The sequence below is a fragment of the Pseudomonas sp. LAIL14HWK12:I10 genome (assembly GCF_900184205.1).
GTDB classification, from domain to species: Bacteria; Pseudomonadota; Gammaproteobacteria; order Pseudomonadales; family Pseudomonadaceae; genus Aquipseudomonas; species Aquipseudomonas kermanshahensis.
In genome coordinates, this window is sequence record NZ_FXWU01000017.1 from 54,987 (window position 1) to 81,773 (window position 26,787).

Below are 26,787 nucleotides of genomic sequence, written 5' to 3' on the forward strand. Positions count from 1 at the left end.
ATCTCAGCGATCGGAAGCTCGGCCATGCGCCTCTCGTGGATGGTAATCGGCTTGACCTCGGCCCTGCTTGCAGGCCCATTGCACGCCGCAGACACGGCCAAGGCCGCGGTCGCCGAGGACAAGGCCGAAGTCCTTGAAGAAAAGGTGGTCGAGGACGCCCCGCCGCCGAAAAAGGCCGAAACCATCACCCCAGGCGAAGTGAAAGCAGTCGACCCGGCAGGCCAATCGCCGCTGGACGACAGCATCACCTGCCTGGCCCGCACCATCTATTGGGAAGCCAAGGGGGCCAACGAAAAGGACATGACGGCAGTGGCCAGTGTCGTGCTCAACCGCCTGGGGCATGATGGCTTTCCGGACACCATTTGTGGCGTCGTCAAACAAGGCGTGGAAACCAAGGCCTGCCAATTTTCCTGGTGGTGTGACGGGCGCTCGGACCAGGTCGAGGAAGCGCAGCGTTACGACATCGCCAAAGAGATCGCGCGCAAGGCGCTCAACCAGCAGCTCAAGGACCCTACCGGCGGTGCGCTGTACTTCCACGACCGCAATGTGCACCCGGATTGGGCCAAGGCCTACCGCAAGACTGCGGTAACTACACATTTTCTGTTCTACAAGCCTAAGCAGGCGCAGGCCCGCTGACGTGTGTGTGTGTGTGGGTGTAGGAGCAGCCTTGTGCTGCGAAGAGGCCGGTGAAAGCAGCGAAGATTCACTGTGCTTTCACCGGCCTCTTCGCAGCACAAGGCTGCTCAGTGAGCGTCAGAAGTCTATCGAGCCGGAGAACTTGACCAGGCGCGGGTCGCCTTGGGTCAGGTAGCCGCCGTTGGCCGAGGCCCAATAGTTCTTGTCGGTGAGGTTCTCCACGTTCACCCGCAAAGTGACCTCTTTCTGCTGCACCTTGAATCGGTAACGTGCGCCTACATCGAAGCGGTTCCAGGTTGGTAGGGTGAGCGTGTTGGCCGGGTTGGCGTACTGGCCACCGGTGCGCAGCATGCGGGCATTAAGTGCTACGCCTTTCAGGCCAGGCACGTCCCAGTCGACGCTGGCGTTGAGCTGGAAGGTCGGTACACCGACCGCATGGTTGCCATCATTGGCACCGTTCTGGGTGTTTTTCAGTTCTGTGTCCATGCGGGTGCCGCCGGCCATCAGGCGCAGCCCCTGCAGCGGCTCGCCAAACACGCTCAGCTCGATACCCTTGTTTACCTGCTCGCCGTCCTGGACGAATACATTGCCCTGAACAAAGCCATCGGTGGGCCGCTCGATACGGAACAGCGCAAGGTTGGCACCGAAGGTCTGGTAGTCGAGCTTGACCCCTGCTTCGACCTGCTTGGTCTTGGCGGGTGGGAACACTTCCCCGGCGTTGATGACCTGCCCCGACGCCGTCGCGCCCTGCGCCAGGCCCTCGATGCGGTTGGCGTACAGCGAGATCGACGGGTTGAGCTTGTAGACGATGCCGTAGACAGGCGTGGTCACCGACTCGTCGTAGAACGCGTTGCGCCCAAGGTCCGCGCCCTCGCCGTCATAGGCATACCCTTCAACCCGCAATTGCTGGCGCCTCACCCCTACCGTGACCAGCAGGCTATCGTCGAACAGGCCCAGCGTATCGGACACGGCAATGCTGCGGTTGCGCGTCTTGCCGGTCACCCCAGGGTCATCTAACTTGCCACCGGTAAAGGTTGGGGTGGTGGGCTTGGGCAGCGGGTCAGTGTGATAGAGGTTGGTGGCCTGCACGTTGTAGAAGACGAACGCATTTTCTTGCTGGGTCCAGATGCTGGCCGCACCGATGTTCAGCTGATGGCTGACCGGGCCGGTCTGCACGCGGCCGTTGATGCCACCCATGAAGGTGGTGTTGTCTTCATTGTGGGGGATTTTCGAACCGGCGATGGTGGCGTCGCCCGTGGCGGCGTTGGTCAGAATCGGCGTGCCGTAGAAGCCGTTCTCATGGGTGTGCTTGACGCCACCGGCCAGGTAGCCGCTCCAATTGTCGTTGAAGTCGTAGTCGCCCCTGGCCATGCCGAACGTGTCTTCGGTTTCAGTCCAGGCCCAGCCCTGGCCGTAGTTGTGGTCGGCATCTGGCGCGCGCGGGATATCGGTGAGGCCGGCCCCCAGGCGCACCGAGTTACGCAGGTGGTTGACGCGCTGCTTCTGGTAGCCGAAGTCGGTAGACAGGCGGAAGTTGTCACCCCGATAGTCAAGGCCGGCAATGAACAGCTTGCTGCGTTGATCCTGGTCGTCGACTGCGGTTTCGCCTTCACGTTGCGACAGGTTCAGGCGCACGCCAAAGCGGTTGTCCTCACCGAAACGCTGGCCGATGTCCAGGTGTTCGCCAACGCGGCCGTCGCTGCTGATGTCCTGGGTGTAGCGACGCGTGGGCACATCGCCGGCACGCTTGGGCTGCAGGTTGACGTTGCCGCCAAGACCGGTTCCGGTCGGGCTGGCGCCGTTAAGGAAGGCGTTAGGCCCCTTGAATACCTCGACCCGCTCTACCGCATCGGTTGAGATCATCTGCCTGGGCAACACGCCATACAGGCCATTGAACGCCACATCATCACCGCTGAGTGGCAACCCGCGGATGACGAACACCTGCGACTGGTTGCCGAAGCCAAACGACTGGCGCACGGACGGGTCGTTGAGCAGCACATCGCCGATATCCTCGGCCTGCTGGTCCTCGATCAATTGCGCGGTGTAGCTGGTCATGGTGAACGGCACGTCCATCATGTCCTGATTGCCCAGCACGCCCACCTGCCCGCCCCGCGCGACCTGCCCACCGGCAAAGGCTTGCGGGAGTTCGCCCTTGACCTTGGCAGACTCGGCGTCGATAGCAGTGGCATCCAGCTGGATCACGCCATCAGCCGCCTGTGCAGTAACCGCAACGGAACAGCAGACAGCGAGAAAGGTCGATTGATAATGACGGGGTCGTGCCATGAAAGGCTCCTGGGTATCGGATGGACGCCTTCCTGGCAACGTGGGGTGGAGGGCATAAATTAATCGCGATTGCGAATTGTTTCCAGCTGAAGTTACGAATAATTAACAAGTGATCGCACTTTTTGTGCGCCCAGCGGTCTACTTCCTCTTATGCCGCCTGCAACGATTGCCGTCGTTTGTATTGCTTTGCACGGGACTGGGCCAAAAACCCTGTGCTTGTGTAGGATGAGCAGCGCTTACCCCGACGCTGCCAGTCATAGGGAGATTCACATGCGCGTCCTGTCATCTGTTGCCGCCTTGTCGCTGGGCCTGGTCGTCTCGACCGGGGCCTTGGCCGTCACCGGCGAGGAGGCGCAACTGATCGAATCGATCAACGTCTACCGCAGCAAGGCCCAGCCCTGTGGTGGCGAGGCGTCGCTGGAGCTGCCGCCACTCAACAGCGACACCCGCCTGGCGCTGTCGCCCGAGGGCACCCGCGACTTGCAACAGGCCATGTCCCGCGCCGCCTACCCGATGGTCAACGTGCAGGCCATCAGCCTCTCGGGCCCGCGCGATGCGCGCGCGGCCATGCATGCCATCGAGGAAAGCTTCTGCCAGGTGGTGCTCGACCCGCAGTTCGTCGACATCGGTGTCAGCCAAGAAGGCCGCGACTGGCGCATCGTCCTTGCCCGCCCCCTGCTCAGCAGCCGCCTGGGGGATTGGCAGGCTGAAGGGCAGAAGGTGCTGCAAGAAATCAACGCGGCGCGCAAGCTGCCACGCCAATGCGGCGGCCAGCCGTTTGCCGCCGCGCCCGCGCTGAGCTGGAGCACCGTATTGGCCGGCGTTGCCGCCAACCATACGCGGGCCATGGCCAACCAGAACTTTTTCGACCATATCGACCGCGACGGCCGCACCCCTGGCGATCGGGCCGAGCTGGCCGGTTACTTGTATCAGCAGATCGGCGAGAACATCGCTGCAGGCCGCGACACCGCGCATAAGGTGGTCGACGGCTGGCTGGCCAGCCCTGGGCATTGCGCGACCCTGATGAACCCGGATTTTCGCGAGCTAGGGGCGGCCTATGCTGTCGACCCGAAAAGTGATGCAGGGATCTACTGGACGGGGATGTTTGGCACACCGCAGTAAACGCCAGACCAGCCTGGCGGGCGATGCGGCCGCTCAGGCAACAGCGGCACCCTCGCGCAGTTGCAGTGCCGTACAGCCAAAGCGCCGCCGCACGCATTTACCCAGGTGGCTGGCATCCCCCAACCCCACTTCATCGGCAATCTGCGCCAGGCCGTGGCTGGAATTGAGCAACCGCCAGCGCGCTTGCTGCAAGCGCATTTCCAACCACCAGGCCTTGGCGCTCATCCCGTGGCTGGCCTGGAATTGACGATCAAGCTGACGCCGGCTGATGCACAGCTCTGCCGCCAGTTGCTCGATCGACAACGGTGAACCCAGGTGATGCCGCATCAACGCCAGGGCACGCTGCACCGCTCGCCCGTGCCCCACCCCCGGCTCCAACGAACGCAAGGCATGGCGGCTGTCGCGCGTCTCGTCCACCAACATGTCGGCCAAGCCCTTCAGCGCCCGAGCCCGGCCACAGGCACGCGACAGCAGTTCTACCACCAGGTCGATTGCCGCGGTCCCTCCCGCGCAGGTAATGCGCCCACCTTGAATGTGATAGAGCTGGTCGCGCAGTACCTTCAGATGAGGGAACGTCGCTCGAAACTCGGCTTCATGCCGCCAATGGACCACTACGTCATGCCCATCCAACAGGCCGCAAGCGGCCAAGAGGAAGGCGGCGTTGTCGACGGCCACCAGCTTCACACCCGCCTTGGCAGCCCGCTTCAGCAACGCCTTGTAGCGCGGTGCCAGTTCAGCGGTGGCCATGGCGTTGCGGCCGCCGAACAGCACCAGGTAGTCGTAGTGGGCCATGTCGAGCTGTTCGGCAATGGCTTCCACCTGCACCACCGCACCACTGCTCGCGGGCACTGGGTCGAGGGTCAAGCCTGCCAGGGTCCAGCTGCAATAGCGCTGCTGGCTGTAGTCTTCGTCATCGGCGCTGAAACGCAGCTTGTCGAGAAATGCACCGAACGGCAGCAGGGCAAACGCCGGCAGGGGCAGGATCAGCAAGCGGATATCAGGGGGCATGAGAGCACGTCCAGATCAGACCATCGAATGTCTAGATCATACCTTTGAAAAAACGCGTTGTGCCCTAGACTGGCGTTCTCCAATCCTATCAGGCACTCCCCCATGGCACTCGACACCTGGCTTATCTACCTGCTGGCCAGCATCGGCCTGTCGCTGACTCCAGGCCCCAACAGCTTGCTCGCGTTGACCCACGGCGCGCTGTATGGCGCACGCCGTACGCTGTTCACCATCGTTGGCGGGGTAGTTGGCTTCAGTGCCTTGATCGCCCTGGCGATGTTCGGCCTCAGTGCCCTGCTGCAAACCTCTGCAGCGGTGCTTGGCATACTCAAATGGGTGGGCGGCGCTTACCTGGTCTGGCTGGGTATCCAGCTGTGGCGCAGCCCGGCGCTGCACCTTGAAGTAACGCAGCGGGCCCGCAGCCTGGGCAATGCGGGCCTGTTTCGTCAGGGCCTGCTGTCGGCCATGGCCAACCCCAAGGTGTTGCTGTTCTACGGTGCGTTTCTGCCGCAGTTCCTCGACCCGCAGCGGGGGCTGTTGATGCAGTTCGTGGTGATGGCGGCAACCTTTGCCAGCGTGGAATTCCTGGTCGAATACTGGCTCGCGCGTTTGGCGTTTCGCATCCGGCCCTGGCTGGCCAAGGGTGGCAAAGGGTTCAACCGCTGCTGTGGCAGCTTGTTCGCAGTGATCGGCGTCGCGTTGCCACTGGGGCGCTGATTCAGCTCAGCCGCGGCGCCCTTGCAGGAGGAACACCAACAGCGCCAAACCCGGCAGCCCGGCACCCACCAGCGCAACCCCCTGCCAACCATACTGGGCAAACACGGCACTGGCCACCGACGAACCCAGCGCCCCGCCCAGGAAGATACTGGTCATGTACACCGCGTTCAGGCGCCCGCGGCTTGCCGGGTCCAGCGCATAGACTTCGCGCTGGCCAATCACCATGTTCATCTGCACCGCGAAGTCCAGCAACACACCGGTCAGCCCAAGGCCGATCACACTGAAGCCCGGTGCCGTCAGCCCGACCAGTAGCGCCACAGGCGCCAGTACCAACGCCGCCAGGGAACCTGCACGGGCATGCCCGGCATCGGCCAGGCGGCCGGCGATGGGCGCGGCCACGGCCCCTACCGCCCCTACCAGGGCGAACAGCGCGATCTGGCTCTGCGACAGGCCATGCACCCCCGCCAACGCGAGGGGTACAGCCGTCCAGTACAGGCTGAACGCAGCGAACATCAACGCCTGGTACAGCGACCGTTGACGCAGCACCGGGTAACGGCGCAGCAACGCCACCAGCGACAGCATCAGCCCGGCATAGCTGGCGTTGTGCTCCGGGACCCGGCGTGGCAGGGTCAACGCCAACAACAGGATGATCGCCAGCATCACGCCCGCCGCGCCGATGAACACGGTGCGCCAGCCGAAGTGATCGGCCACCAGGCTCGACACCGGCCGCGCCAGCAGAATGCCCAACAACAGCCCCCCCATGATGTTGCCGACCACCCGGCCACGCTGTTGCTCAGGGGCCAGGTGCGCTGCCAGGGGGATCAGCATCTGCACCGCGACCGAACTGAAGCCGATCAACAGTGCATAGCCCAGAAACAGCTGCCCTTGGCCACTGCTACTGGTACCAGCCAACAGCAGGCTGACGCAGGCCAGCACCGCGGTAGCGATCATCAGGCGGCGGTTTTCCAGCAGGTCGGCCAGCGGAACCAGTAACAGCAGGCCCAGGGCATAGCCCAGTTGGGTCAGGGAAACGATCAGGCTCGCCCGTTCAGTGGACAGGCCCAGGTCGGGGGCGATCAGCCCAACGATGGGCTGGGCATAGTAGATATTGGCAACGATGGCGCCGCAGCAGAACGCCAACAGGGTCACCAAGGCCCGGCTCAGGCCAGTGGCCGACGGCTGCTCTGCGGCTAGGGAGGGGTTCATGCGATGTTCCTCGACAAGGGACGAAATATGCCACACACCTTACCCAGACGTGCCGCGGCCGAGAATCCGGCCGGCGCGCAACAGGGCTTTGCACCCTGCGCAACGCTGACGGCTCAGTGCGCCAACAGGCCTTCGCAAAAGGTGATGAAGGCGTTCACGCGGCGCGACCCGCGATGGTTGGGCAAGTACAGCGCGTTGATCCTGTCGTTGGCAGTACCGGGGCTGACCTGCCAGTCGCCGAACACGCGCTGCAGCGTGCCATCGGCCACGTCCTCACGCACCAGCCAGTCGGCCAGCAGGGCAATGCCGCTGCCAGCCAACGCGGTTTCGCGCAACAGGTCGGCATTGGCGCTGCGCAACGGCCCGCTCACGTCCAGTTCCAGCACCTCCTGGCCCCGCGTCATGCACCAGGGGCGCGCCTTCTGCCCATAGCGAAAACGCAAGCAGGCGTGCTCCAGCAATTGCTGCGGGTGCTCCAGTGCTGCACGACCGGCCAGGTAGCCCGGGCTGGCCACCAGCCAACGCTCGAACCGGCCCAGTGGGCGGCACACCAGTTCGTCATTGGGCGCTGGGTCACCCAGCCGGATCGACAGGTCGTAACGGCCATCGAGCAAGTCGTCCAGGCGGTCGCTCAGATCGATGTCCAGTTCAAGCGCCGGGTGCTTGGCCAGAAAGAGCCCCAGGTGCGGCGCAATCACCCGCCGGCCGAATTCCACCGGCAGGCACAGCCGCAGCACACCGACCGGCTCCTCGCCCCGGTCAGCGACACTGGCATCGGCTTCATCCAGCGCTTCGAAAATGCCCCGGGCCCGCGCGTAGTAACGGGCACCCGCCTCGGTCAGGCTGACCTGGCGCGTCGAGCGGTTCAACAAGGTGGCCCCCAGCTCGGCCTCCAGTGCATCGACCAGGCGGGTCACCGACGAGGTCGCCACGCCAAGCTTGCGCGCGGCCGCGGAAAACCCCTGGGCATCGACCGTCGCCGCGAACATCTTCATGGCCAGCAGCTTGTCCATGTGTCTTCCGTCTTTTAAAGCTCGGAACAGTCCTACAAACCGCAGGGATGGTCAAGAAGCGCACGCCCCCGCAATCACGTCCATAGTGGAAGCACCTCCCTTTGAACGAGATTTCAGATGGCCCCCTTCAACATGCTGAATACCTTGCCTCCCTGCGACCCGACCGCTGCCGAGCGCGTCGACGAACTGCTCAGCCGCCCCGGTGTGCGCATCGAGCGCATTGTTTCCAGCGGCCAATCCAGCCCGCCCGGGTACTGGTACGACCAGGCCGAAGGTGAGTGGATCGTGCTGCTCAGCGGTGCCGCGGGCCTACGCTTCGAGCATGAAAACCATACGCGGCTGCTGCAGCCCGGCGACTGCGTCGATATACCAGCGCATTATCGCCACCGCGTGGAATGGACCGCGCCGGGCATCGCGACAGTATGGCTGGCCGTGTTCTACAGCAGCGCTAGCCCTTGGCCGGAATAGGTGTCGAACCGTCCAATCGGGGCCTGCTGGCGCAGCGTGGCCCCTGCACACATTGCTTTTCGACGACTCGACCAAAGTATGAGTACTGATTCCATATCTGTCATGAACGCTTTGTTTACTGCATTTTTCGCTGCCTGATCTAGACTTTTGCCAACACCTTGGCAAGTTCAACCCTGCGACAATCAGCCTCACAAAACTTTGTACTAACTTGTTAATTAGCTTGCTAAGGGCTTAAACTGCGCCCATTCCACCTGCTGAGATCCCTGGCATGAAAGAAACACCGCGCGCCTCTGGCGCCACAAACCTCATTCTGGTCGGCCTAGGCGTTATCGTCGCCCTGCTCGGCCTGCTCCTGGCCGCCGGCGGTATCAAGCTGGCCGGCCTCGGCGGCTCCTGGTACTTCCTGATCGGCGGCCTGGCCATGGCCATCGCCGGTATCCTCATCGCACGCCGCAAGGTCGCCGGTGCCTGGCTGTATGCCCTGTTCCTGATCGGTACCGCAATCTGGGCCGTGATCGACACCGGCCTGGTGTTCTGGCCGCTGTTCTCGCGCGTGTTCATGTTCGGCGCAATCGGCATGGTCGTGGCGCTGGTCTACCCCCTGCTGGTACGTGCCAACGGCGGCACCGCTGGCCGCGGCGCGTACGGCATCGCAGGCGTGATGGCGGTGGCACTGGTCATTGCCGCAGGCAACATGTTCGTTGCTCACCCAAGCGTCGCCCCGACCGGCAAAGGCCCTGGCATGACCCCGGTCGAAGCCGGCAAAGAGCAGAAAGACTGGGCCCACTACGGCAACACCGAAGGTGGCAGCCGCTTCGCCGCGCTGGACCAGATCAACCGCGACAACGTCAACAAGCTCAAGGTGGCCTGGACCTACCACACCGGTGACGTCGCCATCAGCGACGGCAACGGTGCCGAGGACCAACTCACCCCACTGCAGGTTGGCAACAAGGTGTTCATCTGCACCCCGCACAACAACCTGATCGCCCTCGATGCCGACACCGGCAAAGAGCTGTGGAAAAACGAGATCAACGCCCAGTCCAAGGTCTGGCAGCGTTGCCGCGGCATGGCCTACTTCGACGCCACCGCGCCGTTGGCCCAGCCAACCCAGCCGAACAGTTCGCCCATCGCCATGGCCACTGTCCCGGCCGGTGCCAACTGCCAGCGCCGCCTGCTGACCAACACCATCGACGGCCGCCTGATCGCCGTCGACGCCGACACCGGTGAGTTCTGCCAAGGCTTCGGCAACAACGGCCAGGTCAACCTCATGGCTGGCCTGGGCGATGTGCCGGATTCCTTCTACCAACTGTCGTCCGCGCCACTGATGGCCGGTACCACCGTGGTGGTTGGCGGTCGCGTTGCCGATAACGTTCAGACCGACATGCCAGGTGGCGTCATCCGTGGCTTCGACGTCATCACCGGCGCCATGCGCTGGGCCTTCGACCCAGGCAACCCGGAAGACCGCAACGCCCCGGCCGACGGCAGCACCTACGTGCGCAGCACCCCGAACAGCTGGGCCCCGATGTCCTACGACCCGGCAATGAACACCGTGTTCCTGCCGATGGGTTCGTCGTCCACCGACATCTATGGCGTAGAGCGCAACAAGCTGGACCACACCTACGGTGCTTCGGTCCTGGCACTGGACGCCACCACCGGCAACCAGAAGTGGGTGTACCAGACCGTTCACAACGACCTCTGGGACTTCGACCTGCCAATGCAGCCAAGCCTGATCGACTTCACCAAGGATGACGGCAAGACCGTGCCTGCGGTGGTGATCGGCACCAAGGCCGGGCAGATTTACGTGCTTGACCGTGCAACCGGCAAGCCGCTGACCCAGGTCGACGAAGTTCCGGTCAAACCGAGCAACATCCCGAACGAGCCGTACTCCCCGACCCAACCAAAATCGGTGGGCATGCCACAGATCGGCGCGCAGACCCTGACCGAGTCGGACATGTGGGGCGCCACCCCGTATGACCAGCTGCTGTGCCGCATCGACTTCAAGAAAATGCGCTACGACGGCCTGTACACCGCGCCGGGCACCGACCTGTCGCTGAGTTTCCCAGGCTCGCTGGGCGGCATGAACTGGGGCAGCATTTCCACCGACCCGGTGCATGGCTTCATCTTCGTCAACGACATGCGTCTGGGCCTGTGGATCCAAATGATCCCTTCGCAGAACAAAGGCAACGCGGCCTCCGGTGGCGAAGCGTTGAACACTGGCATGGGCGCTGTACCGCTCAAGGGCACGCCGTATGCGGTGAACAAGAACCGCTTCCTGTCGGTCGCCGGTATCCCTTGCCAGGCTCCGCCGTTCGGCACCCTGACCGCGGTTGACATGAAGACCCGCCAAATCGCCTGGCAGGTCCCGGTCGGCACCGTCGAGGACACCGGCCCGCTGGGTATCCGCATGCACCTGCCGATCAAGATTGGCCTGCCAACCCTGGGCGGCACACTGTCCACCCAAGGCGGCCTGGTGTTCATCGCCGGCACCCAGGACTTCTACCTGCGCGCCTACGACAGCAGCAACGGTAATGAAATCTGGAAGGCCCGTCTGCCGGTTGGCAGCCAGGGCGGCCCGATGACCTACGTTTCGCCGAAAACCGGCAAGCAGTATGTGGTTATCACCGCCGGTGGCGCGCGTCAGTCGACTGACCGTGGCGACTATGTGATTTCTTACGCCCTGCCGTAAGACTGCGTCGCCTGCTTCGCGGGTGAACCCGCTCCCACAGGATGATCACTGCACTTGCAAAGGGTGCAGGCCCTGTAGGAGCGGGTTCACCCGCGAAGAGGCCCTAGAACACTACCCGAGACCCCGCAATGCCATCCGCAATTCGCATCACTTCTCCCCTCCTGCTCGCCCTGGCCAGCACCACCGCCCTCGCCGACGGCGACCTGATGACCCGCAACACCCTGACCGGTGACTGGAGCGGCCTGCGCCATCAGCTGGAAGAAGACGGCGTCAAGTTCACCGGCGACTACAGCGGTGAAACCGCCTACAACGCCCACGGTGGCCTGCACCGTTCGGCCCGCTACTCGCAGAACCTCAAGCTGGGCGTGCAGTTCGACCTGTCGAAACTGTACGGCCTGGAAAACGGCGGCAAGGTGCAGTTGACCATCAACGACCGTCGCGGCAACAGCGCCTCGGAAGACCTGGTGGGCAACCGCTTGCCGATCCAGGAAAACTACGGCGGCCTGTACACCCGCCTGACTGAACTGAGCTACGAGCGCACCCTGTTCACCCCGGCCTTGAACGTCAAGCTCGGCTACATGGCCATGGGCAACGACCTCGGCGGCTTGGACAGTGGCATCCTGTGCAACTTCATGAACGCCGGCTTCTGTGGCCACCCACTGAACATGTCGGGCGGCAGCGGCTGGACCAACTACCCCAACGCCCACCTGGGCGTGCGGGTAAAATACGACCTGTCGCCGTCTTGGCAGCTGCGTGTCGCGGCCTTCAACGTCGACCCCGAGAGCAACGGCAATTCCAGCCGTGCCTGGCACCTGGGGCCCAAGCACACCACAGGTACCGTGGTGCCGGTTGAGCTGGTGTACAAACTGCAAGGCGAACTGCCAGGTGAGTACAAGCTGGGCTACTACTACGACAGCTCCGATGTGAAACGCATTGGCAGCGACAAGGAAGTATCCGGCCGCGGCGGCCATTACCTGCTGATCGACCAGGCCGTGTGGAATGACCCAAGCTCGCCAGGCCGCAGCCTGCACGCCTTTGGCCAATACTCGGCATCGAGCGAGGCCGCTTCGCCGTTCACCAAGTGGTATGGCACCGGCGTTGTGCTGTACAAGCCGTTCGAAGGCCGCCCGCGCGATACCCTGTCGTTGGGCTATGGCCGCGCCGTGCCGAACCCGCGTAGCCGCGATGTGCTGGAAGACGCTGCGTTCAACGCAGGGCAGCAGTTCCCGAACATCGACAGCGCCGAGCAGTTGATTGAACTGAGCTACGGCTACCAGGCCACGCCATGGCTGAACCTGCGCCCGGATGTGCAGTACATCATCGAGCCGGGTGCGTTCTCGGGCAAGGATATCGACAATGCGCTGGTAGTGGGCCTACAGGTCAAGGCGACGTTCTGATTCATCACGGCATTGCCCGCATCCTGTAGGAGCAGCCTTGTGCTGCGAAGAGGCCCGTGACAGCACAGTGAATTTTCTCTGCTGCCACGGCCTCTTCGCAGCACAAGGCTGCTCCTACCAGGAATGCTGAAAACCGGCAAAAATAACTCAACCTTCGCGCAGGTAATCCACCAGCCGCAGCAGCATCTCATCGCACCCCTGCAACTGCTCGACACTGACAAACTCGTCCGGCTTGTGCCCCTGCTCCATGCTCCCCGGCCCGCAGACCACCGTCGGGATTCCGGCCTGGTCGAACAAGCCGCCTTCAGTACCAAACGCGACCGTGCCGAACGCCGCTGAACCACTGAGCAAGGCGACCAAACGTGCCGCTTCGCTGTCAGCCGGCGTGGCCAGCCCCGGGTAAGCACTCAGCGCCTCAAGGCGAATATCGGCGCCCTGGTTGACGGCGCGCATGCGCGGCAGCAACTCTGCCTCGGCGTAGCCCTGCAACTGGTCAGCCACCCCCTGAGCGTCGAACCCAGGCAATGCGCGCACCTCGAAGTCGAATTCGCATTCCTCGGGCACGATGTTCAACGCCCTGCCACCTTTGATCACGCCGGTCTGTACCGTGGAAAACGGCGGGTCGAAACGCGTGTCATGGTGCTCAGGCTGCGCCAAACCATCACCGATCTCACCCAGCTTGCCGATCAATCGCGCGGCGTACTCGATGGCGTTCACCCCATAAGGCGCATAAGCCGAGTGACAGGCCGCACCGTGCACCTGGCAACGCATTGCCAGCTTACCCTTGTGCCCCAGCACTGGCTTGAGCTCGGTCGGCTCGCCGATCAGGCACAACCGCGGCTTGTGTGGGCGCTGTGCAAGCGCCGCAAGCATCGAGCGTACCCCCAGGCAACCCACTTCTTCGTCATAGGAGAACGCGAGGTGCAGCGGAATACGCAAAGGCTGCGCGAGAAACGCGGGGACCGCTGCCAGGACAGAGGCGATGAAGCCCTTCATGTCCGCAGTACCCCGCCCATACAGGCGCCCCTCCCGCTCACTCAAGGCAAACGGCTCGACCGTCCAGGCCTGGCCGTCAACCGGCACCACATCGGTGTGCCCCGAAAGCACTACACCGCCAACGTCCTGCGGGCCGAGGGTGGCAAACAGGTTGGCCTTGGTGCCCTCGGCGTTATGGAACAACTCGCATTCCACGCCGAGGTCCGCCAGGTAGTCACGGATGAAACCGATCAGCGCCAGGTTCGAATCGCGGCTGACCGTGGCAAAACCGATCAGCCGGGCAAGCAACGCGCGGCTGGTGCGCTCATTCATTGCCCGGCACTCCATAGCTTGGCGCCGCCGTCGGGTCGAGGGCGCGGGTCACGTAGTCCTGCATCTGAGGGCGATAGGCCTGCCACAGGCCATCGAGCTGGCCGATCGGGTCTTCATCGGCCCAATCGACGCGCAGGTCCACCAGCGGCCAGGTCAGCTCGCCGGCGATCTTCAGCGCTGCGGAATGCACCGGCCCTGCCTCGCCCCCGGCCGCCATCGCCGCCTGCATGGCCGTCAACAGGCGATCGGCCAGGTGCCCGCCGGCCTGTTCAAACGCGTGCACCATGGCCTCGATCACCTGCTTGGACGCCAGCAAGTTACCCGCAGCAGCGCACTGCTCGCCGGCCACGGCATTGTGCACCCCAAGCGCCTGCTTGCCGGTGAACAACGCGACCTGGCCCTGGCTGTCGATTACGGTGACCTGGCGGTATTCGCTCCAGCCATTGGCGTTCAGCACCCTGTCTAGTGCAGCTGCCGGCGGCAACTGGCCCTGCTCCAGCACATCGAGCAACTGCGGCCCCAATGCCGGCAAGGTGATGTTCTGCGTTGCGACCGCCCCCACACCTGCGCGCACCCAGGGGCAACGCGCCCCGACCGCGATGCTCGACGAGCTGATGGCGATACCGACTTGGCCGGTTTCCTGGCAACGACCGATGATGGAGAAAGTCATGTGATGGTTCCTGTTGTTCTGTCCGATGCAGGGCATTCTGGGTGGAACCCTCCAGGGCGCGAAACCACCTTTTTCCGAGGGCTTGAAGAGGAAAAAACTAAGGCCGCCCGCACCACCCCGAACGGCATCAAAAATCCCCCTCAAGCACCGCGGCAAGCCCTATGAATCAAGGCCTTCGCCGTTTTATCGGCAAGCCCTAGCTAAATACTATTTTCGCCATTTGCGCAGCGTCCCTAGTCTGGCCTCAGGCAACGGCGGTCCTCCAAACCGACCTGACAAAAACCGCCTGATAAAGGGCTCGGACATGACTTTGAACAACCTCGAAATCGACACCCTCGTCGTCGGCGCCGGCCAAGCCGGCGTGGCCATGAGCGAACACCTGAACAAGCTCGGCGTGCCGCACCTGGTGCTGGAGCGCAAGCGCATCGCCGAAGCCTGGCGTACGGGCCGCTGGGACTCGCTGGTCGCCAACGGCCCGGTCTGGCACGACCGCTTCCCTGGCCTGGAATTCAACCTCGACGCCGATGCCTTCGCTGGCAAGGATCAGGTTGCCGACTACTTCGAACAGTACGTGCGCAAGTACAACCTGCCGGTGCGCACCGGCATCGAGGTGAAGAAGGTGGTGCGCAACAGCGATCGCCCAGGCTTCACCATCGAAACCAACGAGGGCGTAATCCGCGCCAACCGCGTGGTTGCTGCCACTGGCCCGTTCCAGCGCCCGGTGATCCCTGCCATCGCGCCAAAGGACGAGCGCCTGCACCAGATCCACTCCGCCGCCTACTACAACCCCGAGCAGCTGCCCGCCGGTGCCGTGCTGGTGGTGGGCGCCGGTTCTTCGGGCGTGCAGATTGCCGAAGAACTGATGCGCGCCGGGCGCCAGGTATACCTGTCGGTCGGTGCGCATGACCGCCCGCCGCGTGCCTACCGCAACCGCGACTTCTGCTGGTGGCTGGGTGTGCTGGGCGAGTGGGACGCAGAAATCGCCAAGCCTGGCCGCGAGCACGTGACCATTGCTGTCAGCGGCGCACGCGGCGGCCACACCGTGGACTTCCGCGCCCTCGCCCACCAAGGCATGACCCTGGTCGGCCTGACCCAATCGTTCGCCGATGGCATTGCCACCTTCCAGGACAACCTGGCAGACAACATCCGCCGTGGCGACGAAAACTACCTGGCCCTGCTCGATGCAGCCGATGCCTACATCGAACGCAATGGCCTGGACCTGCCTGAAGAGCCGGAGGCGCGCAAGCAACTGCCCGACCCTGAGTGCCTGAGCAACCCGCTGCACACACTCGACCTGGCCCAGGCCGGCGTCAGCACCATCATCTGGGCCACCGGCTACGGCGTGGACTTCAGCTGGTTGCAGGTCGACACCTTCGACGCCAACGGCAAGCCACAACACCAACGCGGTGTTGCCCGCGAACCCGGTGTGTACTTCCTCGGCCTGCCCTGGCTGTCACGCCGCGGCTCGTCGTTCATCTGGGGCGTGTGGCACGACGCCAAGCACGTCGCCGGGCACATCGCCACGCAACGGACCTACCTGGCCTACCGCGACAGCCAGCAACGCGCCGCGGATGAGCAGCAGCAACCCACAATCAACAACGTCAGCACCCTTGGAGCCCACTGATGCCAACCCATACCCGTATCCGCATGTTCAACACCAAGGTCACCTACCCTAACCAGACCCTGGACAACGACCTGTGCCAGGCGGTGCGCGCCGGCAACACCATCTACGTACGCGGCCAGGTGGGTACTGACTTCGAAGGGCGCCTGGTAGGCCTGGGCGACCCTCGGGCACAAGCCGAACAGGCGATGAAAAACGTCAAGCAACTGCTTGAGGAGGCTGGCTCGGACCTGTCGCACATCGTCAAGACCACCACCTACATCACCGACCCGCGCTTCCGCGAGCCGGTGTACAAGGAAGTCGGCAAATGGCTCAAAGGCGTGTTCCCGATCTCCACCGGGCTGGTGGTGGCGGGCCTGGCCCAGGCCGAGTGGTTGATGGAAATCGATGTAATCGCAGTGGTGCCGGATCAGGCCTGACCTGCCGGCAGCCCGCTCAGCCAGGCCTGCGTGACTCGCGCAGCTGCCCTTAGCCGCTCTGCCCCGTGCAAATGGGCAGACGGCACCTCGACGCTGAGGCTGACGTCGCGGGGCAAGGCTGCGAGCAACTGCGCCAACGGCAGTTGCCCGTGGCCAGGCAACTGCCTGCCCTCGCGCGCTTCCTGGATGATGCCGCTGTCGGGTGGTGCCTGCAGTGGGGCATCGCACAACTGCACGGCGCGCAAGTAACGCGGGTCGATTCCGGCAAGGTCCGCTACCGCTGCGCCAGCGCGAAACAGGTGCAGGGCATCGACCAGCACGCTGCTGTTGTCCTGCCCCGCCCCTGCCACCACGGTATAGGCCTGGTGCACGTTCGCCACCGGCCGCCAGCGCATGAATTCAAGGTCCACGCGCACGCCATAACCCCCTGCCAGCTCGCACAAGGCCGCGAAATGCCCGGTCAGCCGCGCGACATCGGCATCATCGCCCGACACCGTCAGGCTTACCGCCCCCAGCTCCGCACCTGCCGCCAGCAAAGGCTCGTAATCGGCGACCACCACCTCGGGCGTCAATGACACGAACTCGATATCAGCGACCCGTACGCCCTCACCCGCCATGACCGCCTTGAGCTCACGCAGCGCCAGGCTGCCCGCCGTTACCGGGTAGGCCAGCGCACCCGGCATCACCGGATGCAGGCGCAGCCCCACCGCGCTGAAGCCGGCACGGCTCGCCTCGCGCACCAGCACGGCAGGCGCCAGATCCAGTGCCGTCAAGTGAGCGACGCCCAGGCCCCTCAATAGGTCGCCCTCCCGCCACTGAGGTCGAACACGAAGCCGGTGGTGAAACTGCACTCTGGCCCGGCGATCCAGCTCACCATGTTGGCGATTTCCTCGACCTTCAGGAAGCGCCCCATGGGGATTTTGGCCTTGCTCGCTGCGATGTGCTCCGGGGTCATTTCGGCCATCAGCGGGGTTTCTACCATCGCCGGCGCCACGCAGTTGAGCAGCACGCCATCTTGCGCCAGCTCCTTGGCTGCGGCCTTGGTGAAAGCGATCACGCCTGCTTTGGCCGCCGAGTACGCCGAGATGTACTGCACGCCATCCTTGCCCGCCATCGAGGCGACGTTGACGATGCGTCCGTAGCCGCGCTCGCGCATGTGCGGGATGGCGGTGCGGCAGCAATAGAACACTCCGTTCAGGTCAATGGCGATGACCTTGTCCCAGGCCGCTGGCGGGTATTCCCAGGCGGGTACCACTGGGCCATTGATACCGGCGTTGTTGACCAGGATCTCGACCTGCCCGACGTGTGCAAGCACGTCGGCAAATGCCGCTTCCACCGACGCCAGTGATGAAACATCGACAGACTGGCGCAGCACCGGCTCAAAGCCGTTTTCGGCTGTGTCCCAGCCATCGACCGCCAAGTCCCAGATCACCACGTGGGCACCTGCGGCGTGCAGCCGCTGTGCAATCCCCAGGCCGATGCCACGCATGCCGCCGGTTACGATTGCAGTCTGCCCTTGCAGGTATTGGCTCATTGCTTTGCTCCATTTTCGAGGTTAGGGATGTCTGGCAGACGACGCAGGTCGCTCACCATGAACAGGTAACACAGGGCACCGAGGACGGTGATCGACGACACGAAGGCCAAGGCCCAGACGAACGACCCGGTCATCGAAACGATGATGCCGATGGTCAACGGGGTGACGATGCCCGCCGCGTTGGCGAACAGGTTGAACAGGCCACCGCTCAAGCCCAGCAGGCCCTTTGGCGCGATGTCGGAAACGATCATCCAGGCCAGCGCCGACATGCCTTGGGCGAAGTAGGCGATGCAGAGAATGGCGATTACCAGCGCGTCGGACTCGACATAGTTGGCCAGCACGATCACCGACGCGGTGAGCAGGCCGGCAATCACCGGCAGCTTGCGCGCCACGTTCAGGGAGTAGCCGCGGCGCAGCAAGGCATCGGACAACCAGCCACCGACCAGGGTGCCCAGCGAGGCGGCGATGAACGGCAGCACCGCGACCCAGCCAACCTTCAGCCACGGCATGTGCCGCTCGGTGACCAGGTAGGTCGGGAACCAGGTCAGGAAGAACACGTTGGTCGAGTTGCAGGCAAACTGCCCCAGGCAGATGCCCAGCATGTTGCGGTGCTTGAGCAGAGCCGGGATCTGCGACCAGCGGAATACCGTGGCTTTCTGGCCACCGTCGACCACGCCACCGCCCGCTGCGATGTAGTCGAGTTCGGCTTTGTTCGCCGTGGTGGACTGGTGCGGTTCATGGTACTTGCGCCACCAGACCAGGCCGTAAAGGATGCCCATCAGCCCGACCGCCATCAGCAGAAAACGCCAGCCGTAGGCGTGCAGTACCCAGAACAGCAGCGGCGTAAGAAACGCCAGCCCCGTGTACTCGGCAAAGGTGTAAATGCCAGTCGCCCTGGCCCGCTCACTCTGTGGGAACCAGGTCGCCACCACGCGGCTGTTGGTGGGGAAGCACGGCGCTTCGGTCACCCCCACCAGAAAACGCATGCCCAACAGCGACAGAAAGCCCTGGGCCAACCCTTGCAGGCCGGTGAACAGCGACCACAGCGTCAAGGCCAGCCAATACGTGAACTTGGTGCCCAGCCGGTCGATGAGGATCCCGCCGGGGATCTGGGCCGCCGCGTAGGTCCAGGAAAACGCCGAGAAGATCACCCCCATCATCGCGGCGTTAAGGCCCAGGTCGGCACTGATGCTAGGCGCCGCAATGCCCATCACGCTGCGGTCGAGGTAGTTGATCATCGTGCCGCCGGAGATCAGCGCCAGGATCATGAAGCGGGTGCGGGTACGTTGTTGCAGGCGTGCAGGCGTGTCGAACGCCCCCACACCGAGGTTCTGTTCAGTGTTCATGACGGTTGCTCTCTTGTTATTGGAATGGCAAAGGGCGGTGCGCTAGGCAAACCCGAACAGACGTCGCGGCGTGTCCCACATGACGGTGCGGCGCAGTTGCGCATCTGGCATCAGTTGCTCGGCCAGTTTCAGCAGCGGCCCGTAGTCCACCCGCGAGCGCTGGCGAATGAACGGCCAATCGGAGCCCCACACGCAGGCCTGTGGGCCAAACGCTTCGAGCAGGGCATGAACGTAGGCACTGCTCTGCGCCTGCAGCGCATCGGCCGAGGCGAACTTCTGCATGCCGGACAGCTTGACGCTGGCCCGGCCGCTCGCGGCCAACCGCAGCAAGGCCTGGAAACCCGGTTGGTGAATACCGGCGCTCACCTCCGGGCGGCCGCAATGGTCGATCAACACGCGCGCCGACGTGCGCTCAAGCAGCCCGCGCAGCGCCAGCAACTGGTCTTCGCACACCTGAATCTGCGCAAACAGGTCGAGCTCGGCGAGCTTGCCGAACAACCCGTCGGCTGCATCCAGGCTCGCCACACCGTACAACGCCGGGTTGAAGGCCACCCCGACCACCCCTTGCGCCTGCAACGTAGCCAGCGCATCCAGGGTGATGTCAGGGCTAACCACCGCCACCCCCTTGAAACGCCCCTGCCCAGTGGCGAGCGCGCTCAGCAGGCAGCTATTGTCGGTGTGGTAGCCACTGTTCGGCCCCACCAGCAAGGCATGCTGCACGCCATAGGCGTCCATCACCCGGTTGAATTGCTCGAGGGTGGCGACCTCCTGCCCGGACGGGGCGTAAGGCGCGTCGGGGTGGTAGGGAAAGCGCGCGGGGTCAAACAAATGGTTATGGCAATCGATCTTGGGTTCATCGAAGATGTTCACGCAACACTCCCGTCAAGCGCCGCTGCGCTTGCCTGCAGATCTTGTTATTGTGCGCCGCGAAGGCGACTCGGCAGGCTTCAAGATACTGCGTGCCCGGCGTCTGCGCTCATACCCAGATGGCGAAGACCATAACCAAAGGTAATGCTTATGCCCCTCGACCATGACGGCCCGGAAGCCCGCAACCTGGTGTTCAAACTGCGGCACATGGAAGTGTTTCGTGCGGTGATGTTGACGGGCTCGATCAGCGCGGCGGCGAAGATGCTCTACGTGTCGCAGCCGGCCGTGAGCAAATTGATCCAGTACATCGAGGGGCGGCTGGCATACCGCTTGTTCGAGCGCATCAACAACCGCCTGGTGCCGACCCACGAAGCGCAGATTCTGTACCGCGAAGTCGAGCGGGTATATCAGGCCGCGCTGGAGGTCAATGAATGTGCGTTGTCACTGGGCAGTGGCGGCCACCGTAACCTGCGCATCTCGTGCAGCGCCTCGCTGTCGACCGTGGTCATCCCGATTGCGCTGGCCCAACTCAAGCGTGAGTCACCCTCGCTGAACATCGAGTGGCAGACCTCGTTGATGGGTGAAATGCCGAACCAGATCCTGTCGAAGAAGGTCGACCTGTCGATTGCCGCCTTGCCGGTGATCCACGATCACCTGCATTCACGCGCGTTCATGCGCGGGCGCATGGTGGTGGTGATGCCGCCGGAGCATGCCTTGGCGCGGCATCCGTCACTGGCGCTGGAGCAACTGCAAGGCCATGCCCTGCTGCTGTTCAGGCCCGACATGCCGTTCGGCAAATTGCTGGCCGAACACATCCACCAGCGCGGGCTGCAGTTGGAGTCGCTGTTGTCGTTCACCAATGCCAACGAAGCTGTGGCCTTGGTCAAGCAGGGCATGGGCATTAGCTTGATCGACGAGTTCGTGGCGCAGGACAGCGGCTTGACGGTGGTCCCCCTGGCCGACGAAATCCACTTCGACATCAGTGTCGTCTATTCGCGCTTCGAGCCACCTTCGCACTCGGCGCTGCACCTGATGCAGGTGCTGCATGCGCAGGCCCTGAAGCTGGGGCGGGGGATCGAGGGGTTCGCGTTGCCAACCCCTTGATGAACCGGGGCCGCCCGGCACCCCATCGCCGGCAAGCCGGCTCCCACAGGTAACTGCGCAGGCTCAGACCTTGCGAAGACCCTGTGGGAGCCGGCTTGCCGGCGATGGGCTGCAAGGCAGCCCCTTGAGTACAATCAGGCGATCGCCGCGTCCACCAACACCTGCGCTTCCTGCACCAGGCGCTGCAGGTGTGCCTCGTCGATAAAGCTTTCGGCGTAGATCTTGTAAATGTCCTCGGTGCCCGACGGCCGTGCGGCAAACCAGCCGTTGGCGGTCATCACTTTCAACCCGCCAATCGCCTGGCCGTTACCCGGCGCATGGCTGAGGATCTGCACGATTGGCTCACCAGCAAGCTCTGTCGATTTGACCTGCTCAGGTGCCAGCTTGCTCAACAACGCCTTCTGCCGAGCATCCGCCTTGGCCTCGACGCGCGTGGCGTACGGCTTGCCCAGTGCTGCGGTCAGGTCGGCATAAGCCTGGCTCGGGTTGCGACCGGTGCGTGCGGTCATCTCGGCGGCCAGCAAGGCCGGGATCAAACCGTCCTTGTCAGTGGCCCAGACCGACCCATCGCGCCGCAGGAACGAAGCCCCCGCGCTCTCCTCGCCACCAAAGCCCAACGACCCGTCGAACAGGCCCTGGGCGAAGAACTTGAAGCCTACCGGCACTTCGAACAATTTACGGCCCAGGCGCTCGGTAACGCGATCGATCAGGCCGCTGGACACCACGGTCTTGCCCACGGCTGCGTCGCTGCGCCATTGCGGGCGGTGGCGGAACAGGTAGTCGATGGCCACGGCCAGGTAGTTGTTCGGCTGCAGCAGGCCATCCGGGGTGACAATGCCGTGGCGGTCGTGGTCCGGGTCGCAGGCAAAGGCCACGTCAAAGCGCTCGCGCAGGCCGATAAGGCCCTGCATGGCGTAGGGCGAGGATGGGTCCATGCGAATCTGGCCGTCCCAGTCGACGGTCATGAAGCGGAAGGTCGGGTCGACCTCGCTGTTGACCACTTCCAGGTTCAGGTTGTAATGCTTGGCAATCGCCGACCAGTAGTTAACCCCGGCGCCGCCCAGCGGGTCGACGCCCAGGCGCAGGTTGGCGCTGCGGATCACGTCGAAGTCAATGACATTGCCCAGGTCTGCCACGTAGTGGCTCACGTAGTCGTGGCGGTGCGTGGTGGCAGCCTGCAGTGCCTGGGCATGGTCCATGCGTTTGACGCCAGCCAGGTTCGCAGCCAGCAGCTCGTTGGCCTTGGCCTCGACCCACTTGGTCACGTCGCTGTCGGCTGGGCCGCCATTGGGCGGGTTGTACTTGAAGCCACCGCTTTGCGGCGGGTTGTGCGACGGCGTGATGACGATGCCATCGGCCAGGCCCTGCTCGCGGCCACGGTTGTAGCACAGGATGGCGTGGGATACCGCTGGGGTCGGCGTGTACTCGTCGTCTTTGGACAGCATCACCTGCACGCCATTGGCCGCCAGCACTTCCAGGGCGCTGGCCGTGGCCGGTGCCGACAGCGCATGGGTGTCGGCGCCAATGAACAGCGGGCCATCGATGCCCTTCTCCTGGCGGTACAGGCAGATGGCCTGGGTAATGGCCAGTACGTGGTACTCGTTGAAACTCAGCTCCAGCGAGGTGCCTCGGTGCCCCGAGGTGCCGAAGGCCACCCGTTGGGCCACCACGCCAGCATCGGGGCGGCCGGTGTAGTAAGCGGTGAGCAGTCGGGGGATATCGACCAGCACGCTGGCCGGAGCCGGCTTGCCTGCCAAAGGACTGAGCGTCATGCAGAAACCTCGAGTTCAACGAATGTTGGTGTTGGAACGTGCAGTGTACTGAGAGTTGCAACGCCGCGCGACGGGCGACGCGATGAAAGCCGTCAGCACCTGGCAATGGTCTAGAGTATTAGCCACCACTCCCCGGCAACGAGGCCCCATGGCTTTTCACCGCCTGACACGTACCCACCCTCGCCTCACGTTCGCCACCCTGGTCGGCATTATCGGCGCCTGGCTGATCCCTGCCGGTGACACGGTCCAGCACATTCTGGTCGGCTGGAACCTCGGCGTCTGGCTCTACCTGCTGCTGGTCCTGTGGCTTACCTGGAGCGCCAACCCGGAAAAGGTCCGCAACGTTGCCCAGGTCGAGGATGAGAACGCCGGCCTGGTCCTGCTCACCGTCTGCATCGCTGCCATCGCCAGCCTGGCCGCGATCACCTTGCAACTGGTCTCCAGCCGCGGCCTGCAAGGCAGCGCCCTGGCCCTGCACTACCTGTACACCGGATTGACCGTGGCCGGCTCCTGGCTGTTGATCGGCTGCATCTTCAGCCTGCACTACGCCCGGCTGTTCTATACCGGCCATAACCATGAGCCCCCGCTGCGCTTCGCCGATGGCGAGCGCAACCCGGATTACTGGGACTTTCACTACTTCTCGTTCACTATCAGTGTGGCGGTGCAAACGTCCGATGTTGGCGTCGCTGGCAGGGGGTTACGCCGGGTGGTGCTGGCACATTCAGTGGTAGGGTTCGTGTTCAACACCGCCATTCTGGGGTTCACCATCAACATTGCGGCCGGCCTGCTGGGGTAGCACGCACCGCTCGTCCGAAAACCCTGTGCGGTAAATGCGGCCGTTACCTGCGGCACCCCGCAAGGAAAACGTTTGCCAGGCGAGCTGCCGGTGGATAGCGGCCATAACAGCACTGTGACCTAGGTCAAACCTCCACGATTCCGGCGTATTCCCACCCTGGGCAATGGCGTGGCAGGTGCTATGGTTACATTCCCGGCGGCCGTGCACGCGGCCTCCCGCTCACCGCGTCCAGGTACGGACAAGGAGGCTGGCATGAACAAAATGACGTTCCCGAACGCCTGCCAGGTGATGCGCTGGCATTTCCACCCGCTCGGCTTCGAAGCCAGCATGGATGCACCGCGCAGCATGATCGCGCGCCTGTTCGACCGCGCCACCGGAGAAACCTTGCTGGCTATTGCCGGCATCCCTTGCGCTGCGATCATGGCCGCTGCGGATGTCGAGCGCATCATTGAAGCGGTCGAGGCTGAGATGGACGCCTTCGTACCCGTCTTCGCCCTGCGCGACGCAGGCTAGACTGCCACCTCAGGCGTCTCCCGCATGGCCTGCAATTTGCCCATGAATTGCTCGGCCGGCACCGGTTGCCCGAGCAGATAACCCTGCAGCGAATCGCACCCCAGGCGGGTGAGGAAGTCTTGCTGCTTGTCCGTCTCTACCCCTTCGGCAACGATGCGCAAGCCCAGCGCCTGGCCCAGTGCGACAATCGCCGAGACGATCGCGGCGTCATCGCTGTCCTGCTCCAGGTCACGCACAAACCCCCGGTCGATCTTCAGTTCGTTGGCCGGCAGTCGCTTCAGGTACATAAGGCTGGAATAGCCCGTGCCGAAGTCATCGATGGACAGGTCCACGCCCATGTCGGAAAGGCGCTGCAACACTGTCAGGCTGGCATCGGCATCATGCATGGCGGTGGTCTCGGTAATCTCCAGGGTCAGGCAGTTGGCCGGCAGGCCGTTTTCGCGCAGGGCCCGGGCCACGCTGTCGACCAGCCCCGCATGGCAAAACTGGATGGCCGACAGGTTGACTGCCATACGCCACCCCTGGTGGCCCTGGTCCAGCCACTGGCGCATCTGCCGGCAGGCTTCGTCGAGCACCCACTCGCCAATCGGGATGATCAGGCCGGTTTTTTCCGCCAGGCCGATGAACCGGTCAGGCAGCAGCAGGCCCTGCTGCGGGTGCTCCCAGCGCAGCAGCGCTTCGGCACCGATCGGCTGGCAAGCCTGGGCATCGAACTTGGGCTGGTAGTGCAGGCGGAACTGACGCTGCTCCAGGGCCTGGCGCAGGTCCTGCAGTAACTGCAATTGCTGCCGGGCGTTGCTGTTCATCGACGCGTCGAAGAAGCTGTAACCGTTTTTACCGGCGCTTTTGGCGTGGTACATCGCGGCATCGGCATTGCGCAGCAACTCGTGCTGATCCTGGCCATTGCCGGGGTACAGGACAATGCCCAGGCTGGCCGTGAGCTGCAAATCATGCTCGGCGACGCGGAACGGCCGCGACACCAGGTTGACCTGCTTGACTGCCACATCCATGGCATCGTTGGGCTCCTGCAACTCCACCAGCAGCACGAACTCGTCGCCGCCAATGCGCGCCAGCGTGTCCTGGCTGTGCAAATGGCCGCGCAGGCGCGCCGCCACGGCCTTGAGCAGCAAGTCGCCGACGTGGTGACCAAAGGCATCGTTGACCGGTTTGAAGCCATCCAGGTCGATGAACATCAGCGCAAAACAACCGCCCTGCTCCGCCACCTTGGCGATGGCTTGCTCGATGCGGTCGGCCAACAAGGTGCGGTTGGGCAGGTCGGTGAGCGTGTCGTGCAGGGCCAGCTGGGTCAGTTCCTGGTTGGCCAGGGTCAGCGAACGGGCCAGTTCCGCCGTGCGCGCTTCCAGGCGTGCGTCCAGTACCGAGGTCAACAAAGCTACCGCCAGCACTGCCAGGGTGGTGATCAACACCAGGTAGACCAGCCCGTCGCCTTGCAGCCCACCGGCCAGCGCACCACAGAAACTGCCCTCGCGGAAATTGGCTGCGGCCATGCCGGTGTAGTGCATACCGACGATGGCCATCCCCATGATCACTGCTGCCAGGCCACGAATCTGCCGGACGTAAGGGGTGTGCTTGCGCAAGCGGAACGCGATCCACAACGCCGCTGCCGAGGCGCCCACGGCGATCATCAGCGAGGCGCCGAACAGCGTAGGGTCATAGTCGATGCCCGGCAGCATGCGCAGCGCGGCCATACCGGTGTAGTGCATGCAACTGATGCCCGCGCCCATGATCAACGCGCCAAAGCCCAGTTGCAGCCAGGGCAGGCTCGGCTGGCTTACCAGCCACAAGGCAAAGCCTGACGACAGCACCGCAATCAACAGCGAGAACGCAGTCAGGCCAAGGTCGTAGCCCAGGTCAATGGGCAGGCTGAACGCGAGCATGCCGATGAAGTGCATCGACCACACGCCGACCCCCATGGCCAACGCACCGCCCCCCATCCACAGGTGCACAGCCCTGCCCTTGGCCGTCGCGATACGGCCGGTCAGGTCAAGGGCGGTGTAGGACGCCAGGATCGCCACGCACAGCGAAATCAACACCAGCGAAGAGGAGTAGCTACCGGTCAGCATTGGGAGTTCCAGCGACGGGCCAGGGGGCCCGGAAAAAGCTGACGATTGTACTCAAGCTTTGGCGAAACGCACGGGGTTTTTGCGAATGGGAATGGATCCAAGTGCTGGGATGCCACGGCTGGGCATACGTACCTTGCGCTGCGAAGAGGCCCGTATGCCTGGTAGCGATGTATTAGCCGTTAGGGCCTCTTCGCAGCACAAGGCTGCTCCTACAAGGAAG

The 26,787-nt window shown here is 63.8% G+C and carries 23 protein-coding genes; 11 read left to right on the top strand and 12 right to left on the bottom strand.

Features of this window, described 5'->3' with window-relative positions; translation table 11 throughout:
* The first annotated feature begins 24 nt into the window (after window positions 1–24).
* Complete coding sequence (locus tag QOS90_RS25550) at window positions 25–636, top strand: cell wall hydrolase (RefSeq protein ID WP_027593568.1); 612 nt, start codon at window positions 25–27, stop codon at window positions 634–636.
* 117 nt (window positions 637–753) lie between these two features.
* Here QOS90_RS25550 and QOS90_RS25555 read toward each other — a convergent pair whose 3' ends face one another.
* Window positions 754–2,919, bottom strand: coding sequence for a TonB-dependent receptor (locus QOS90_RS25555; protein ID WP_085274273.1), 2,166 nt, complete (start codon window positions 2,917–2,919; stop codon window positions 754–756).
* A 270-nt stretch (window positions 2,920–3,189) separates the two neighbouring features.
* On the opposite strand from QOS90_RS25555, the gene QOS90_RS25560 reads away from it, so the two are divergent.
* Entirely contained in the window at window positions 3,190–4,041 is an 852-nt protein-coding gene (locus QOS90_RS25560) for a CAP domain-containing protein (protein WP_027593570.1), read from the top strand.
* A 33-nt stretch (window positions 4,042–4,074) separates the two neighbouring features.
* Here the strand turns inward: QOS90_RS25560 and QOS90_RS25565 are convergent, their stop codons facing one another.
* A complete protein-coding gene (locus QOS90_RS25565) occupies window positions 4,075–5,049 on the bottom strand; it encodes a GlxA family transcriptional regulator (protein WP_085274274.1) in 975 nt (324 codons plus the stop codon).
* A gap of 102 nt (window positions 5,050–5,151) precedes the next feature.
* Between QOS90_RS25565 and QOS90_RS25570 the strand changes: the two genes are divergently transcribed.
* Complete coding sequence (locus QOS90_RS25570; protein ID WP_085274275.1) at window positions 5,152–5,763, top strand: LysE family translocator; 612 nt, start codon at window positions 5,152–5,154, stop codon at window positions 5,761–5,763.
* A gap of 6 nt (window positions 5,764–5,769) precedes the next feature.
* Here QOS90_RS25570 and QOS90_RS25575 read toward each other — a convergent pair whose 3' ends face one another.
* A complete protein-coding gene (locus QOS90_RS25575; RefSeq protein ID WP_027593573.1) occupies window positions 5,770–6,969 on the bottom strand; it encodes an MFS transporter in 1,200 nt (399 codons plus the stop codon).
* 113 nt (window positions 6,970–7,082) lie between these two features.
* Window positions 7,083–7,982 (bottom strand): LysR family transcriptional regulator, encoded by a 900-nt coding sequence (locus QOS90_RS25580; RefSeq protein WP_085274276.1) that lies wholly within the window; start codon window positions 7,980–7,982, stop codon window positions 7,083–7,085.
* Window positions 7,983–8,099: 117 nt separating this feature from the next.
* Here QOS90_RS25580 and QOS90_RS25585 point away from each other — a divergent pair, with 117 nt between their 5' ends.
* The 3 genes from QOS90_RS25585 (at window position 8,100) to QOS90_RS25595 (ending at window position 12,533) form a co-directional block, all read left to right on the top strand.
* A complete protein-coding gene (locus tag QOS90_RS25585) occupies window positions 8,100–8,450 on the top strand; it encodes a cupin domain-containing protein (protein ID WP_027593575.1) in 351 nt (116 codons plus the stop codon).
* 268 nt (window positions 8,451–8,718) lie between these two features.
* Window positions 8,719–11,136: a glucose/quinate/shikimate family membrane-bound PQQ-dependent dehydrogenase gene (locus QOS90_RS25590; protein WP_027593576.1), complete on the top strand. Its 2,418-nt coding sequence runs from the start codon at window positions 8,719–8,721 to the stop codon at window positions 11,134–11,136.
* Window positions 11,137–11,264: 128 nt separating this feature from the next.
* A complete protein-coding gene (locus QOS90_RS25595) occupies window positions 11,265–12,533 on the top strand; it encodes a carbohydrate porin (protein WP_085274277.1) in 1,269 nt (422 codons plus the stop codon).
* Window positions 12,534–12,680: 147 nt separating this feature from the next.
* Here QOS90_RS25595 and argE read toward each other — a convergent pair whose 3' ends face one another.
* Complete coding sequence (gene argE, locus QOS90_RS25600) at window positions 12,681–13,841, bottom strand: acetylornithine deacetylase (protein ID WP_027593578.1); 1,161 nt, start codon at window positions 13,839–13,841, stop codon at window positions 12,681–12,683.
* Window positions 13,834–14,511: a DUF1028 domain-containing protein gene (locus QOS90_RS25605; RefSeq protein ID WP_027593579.1), complete on the bottom strand. Its 678-nt coding sequence runs from the start codon at window positions 14,509–14,511 to the stop codon at window positions 13,834–13,836. Before QOS90_RS25605 ends, argE begins: the two co-directional genes overlap by 8 nt.
* Window positions 14,512–14,815: 304 nt before the next feature.
* On the opposite strand from QOS90_RS25605, the gene QOS90_RS25610 reads away from it, so the two are divergent.
* Window positions 14,816–16,135, top strand: a complete 1,320-nt coding sequence (locus QOS90_RS25610) for a flavin-containing monooxygenase (RefSeq protein WP_027593580.1) — start codon at window positions 14,816–14,818, stop codon at window positions 16,133–16,135.
* A complete protein-coding gene (locus QOS90_RS25615) occupies window positions 16,135–16,551 on the top strand; it encodes a RidA family protein (protein WP_027593581.1) in 417 nt (138 codons plus the stop codon). The genes QOS90_RS25610 and QOS90_RS25615 overlap by 1 nt, the downstream gene beginning before the upstream one ends.
* Here QOS90_RS25615 and QOS90_RS25620 read toward each other — a convergent pair.
* The 4 genes from QOS90_RS25620 to QOS90_RS25635 are packed head-to-tail and all read right to left on the bottom strand — an operon-like array spanning window position 16,542 to window position 20,301.
* Window positions 16,542–17,348, bottom strand: a complete 807-nt coding sequence (locus tag QOS90_RS25620; protein WP_027593582.1) for a sugar phosphate isomerase/epimerase family protein — start codon at window positions 17,346–17,348, stop codon at window positions 16,542–16,544. The genes QOS90_RS25615 and QOS90_RS25620 overlap by 10 nt on opposite strands.
* Window positions 17,345–18,085 (bottom strand): SDR family NAD(P)-dependent oxidoreductase, encoded by a 741-nt coding sequence (locus QOS90_RS25625; RefSeq protein WP_027593583.1) that lies wholly within the window; start codon window positions 18,083–18,085, stop codon window positions 17,345–17,347. The genes QOS90_RS25620 and QOS90_RS25625 overlap by 4 nt, the downstream gene beginning before the upstream one ends.
* Window positions 18,082–19,431 (bottom strand): MFS transporter, encoded by a 1,350-nt coding sequence (locus tag QOS90_RS25630; RefSeq protein ID WP_085274278.1) that lies wholly within the window; start codon window positions 19,429–19,431, stop codon window positions 18,082–18,084. Before QOS90_RS25630 ends, QOS90_RS25625 begins: the two co-directional genes overlap by 4 nt.
* A gap of 42 nt (window positions 19,432–19,473) precedes the next feature.
* Window positions 19,474–20,301 (bottom strand): amidohydrolase family protein, encoded by an 828-nt coding sequence (locus QOS90_RS25635; protein WP_027593585.1) that lies wholly within the window; start codon window positions 20,299–20,301, stop codon window positions 19,474–19,476.
* A 147-nt stretch (window positions 20,302–20,448) separates the two neighbouring features.
* Between QOS90_RS25635 and QOS90_RS25640 the strand changes: the two genes are divergently transcribed.
* On the top strand, window positions 20,449–21,402 hold the full coding sequence (locus QOS90_RS25640) for a LysR family transcriptional regulator (RefSeq protein ID WP_027593586.1): 954 nt from the start codon (window positions 20,449–20,451) through the stop codon (window positions 21,400–21,402).
* Between the two features lie 134 nt (window positions 21,403–21,536).
* Here QOS90_RS25640 and pgm read toward each other — a convergent pair whose 3' ends face one another.
* The gene (gene pgm, locus QOS90_RS25645) at window positions 21,537–23,174 is read right to left on the bottom strand and encodes a phosphoglucomutase (alpha-D-glucose-1,6-bisphosphate-dependent) (protein WP_085274279.1); all 1,638 of its coding nucleotides are present in this window, start codon (window positions 23,172–23,174) and stop codon (window positions 21,537–21,539) included.
* A gap of 148 nt (window positions 23,175–23,322) precedes the next feature.
* On the opposite strand from pgm, the gene QOS90_RS25650 reads away from it, so the two are divergent.
* Together QOS90_RS25650 and QOS90_RS25655 are read left to right on the top strand one after the other, a co-directional pair.
* Complete coding sequence (locus QOS90_RS25650) at window positions 23,323–23,970, top strand: DUF1345 domain-containing protein (RefSeq protein WP_027593588.1); 648 nt, start codon at window positions 23,323–23,325, stop codon at window positions 23,968–23,970.
* A 252-nt stretch (window positions 23,971–24,222) separates the two neighbouring features.
* A complete protein-coding gene (locus tag QOS90_RS25655; RefSeq protein ID WP_027593589.1) occupies window positions 24,223–24,483 on the top strand; it encodes a DUF1652 domain-containing protein in 261 nt (86 codons plus the stop codon).
* Here QOS90_RS25655 and QOS90_RS25660 read toward each other — a convergent pair.
* Window positions 24,480–26,567, bottom strand: coding sequence for a putative bifunctional diguanylate cyclase/phosphodiesterase (locus tag QOS90_RS25660; RefSeq protein WP_027593590.1), 2,088 nt, complete (start codon window positions 26,565–26,567; stop codon window positions 24,480–24,482). The genes QOS90_RS25655 and QOS90_RS25660 overlap by 4 nt on opposite strands.
* Window positions 26,568–26,787 lie beyond the last annotated feature (220 nt).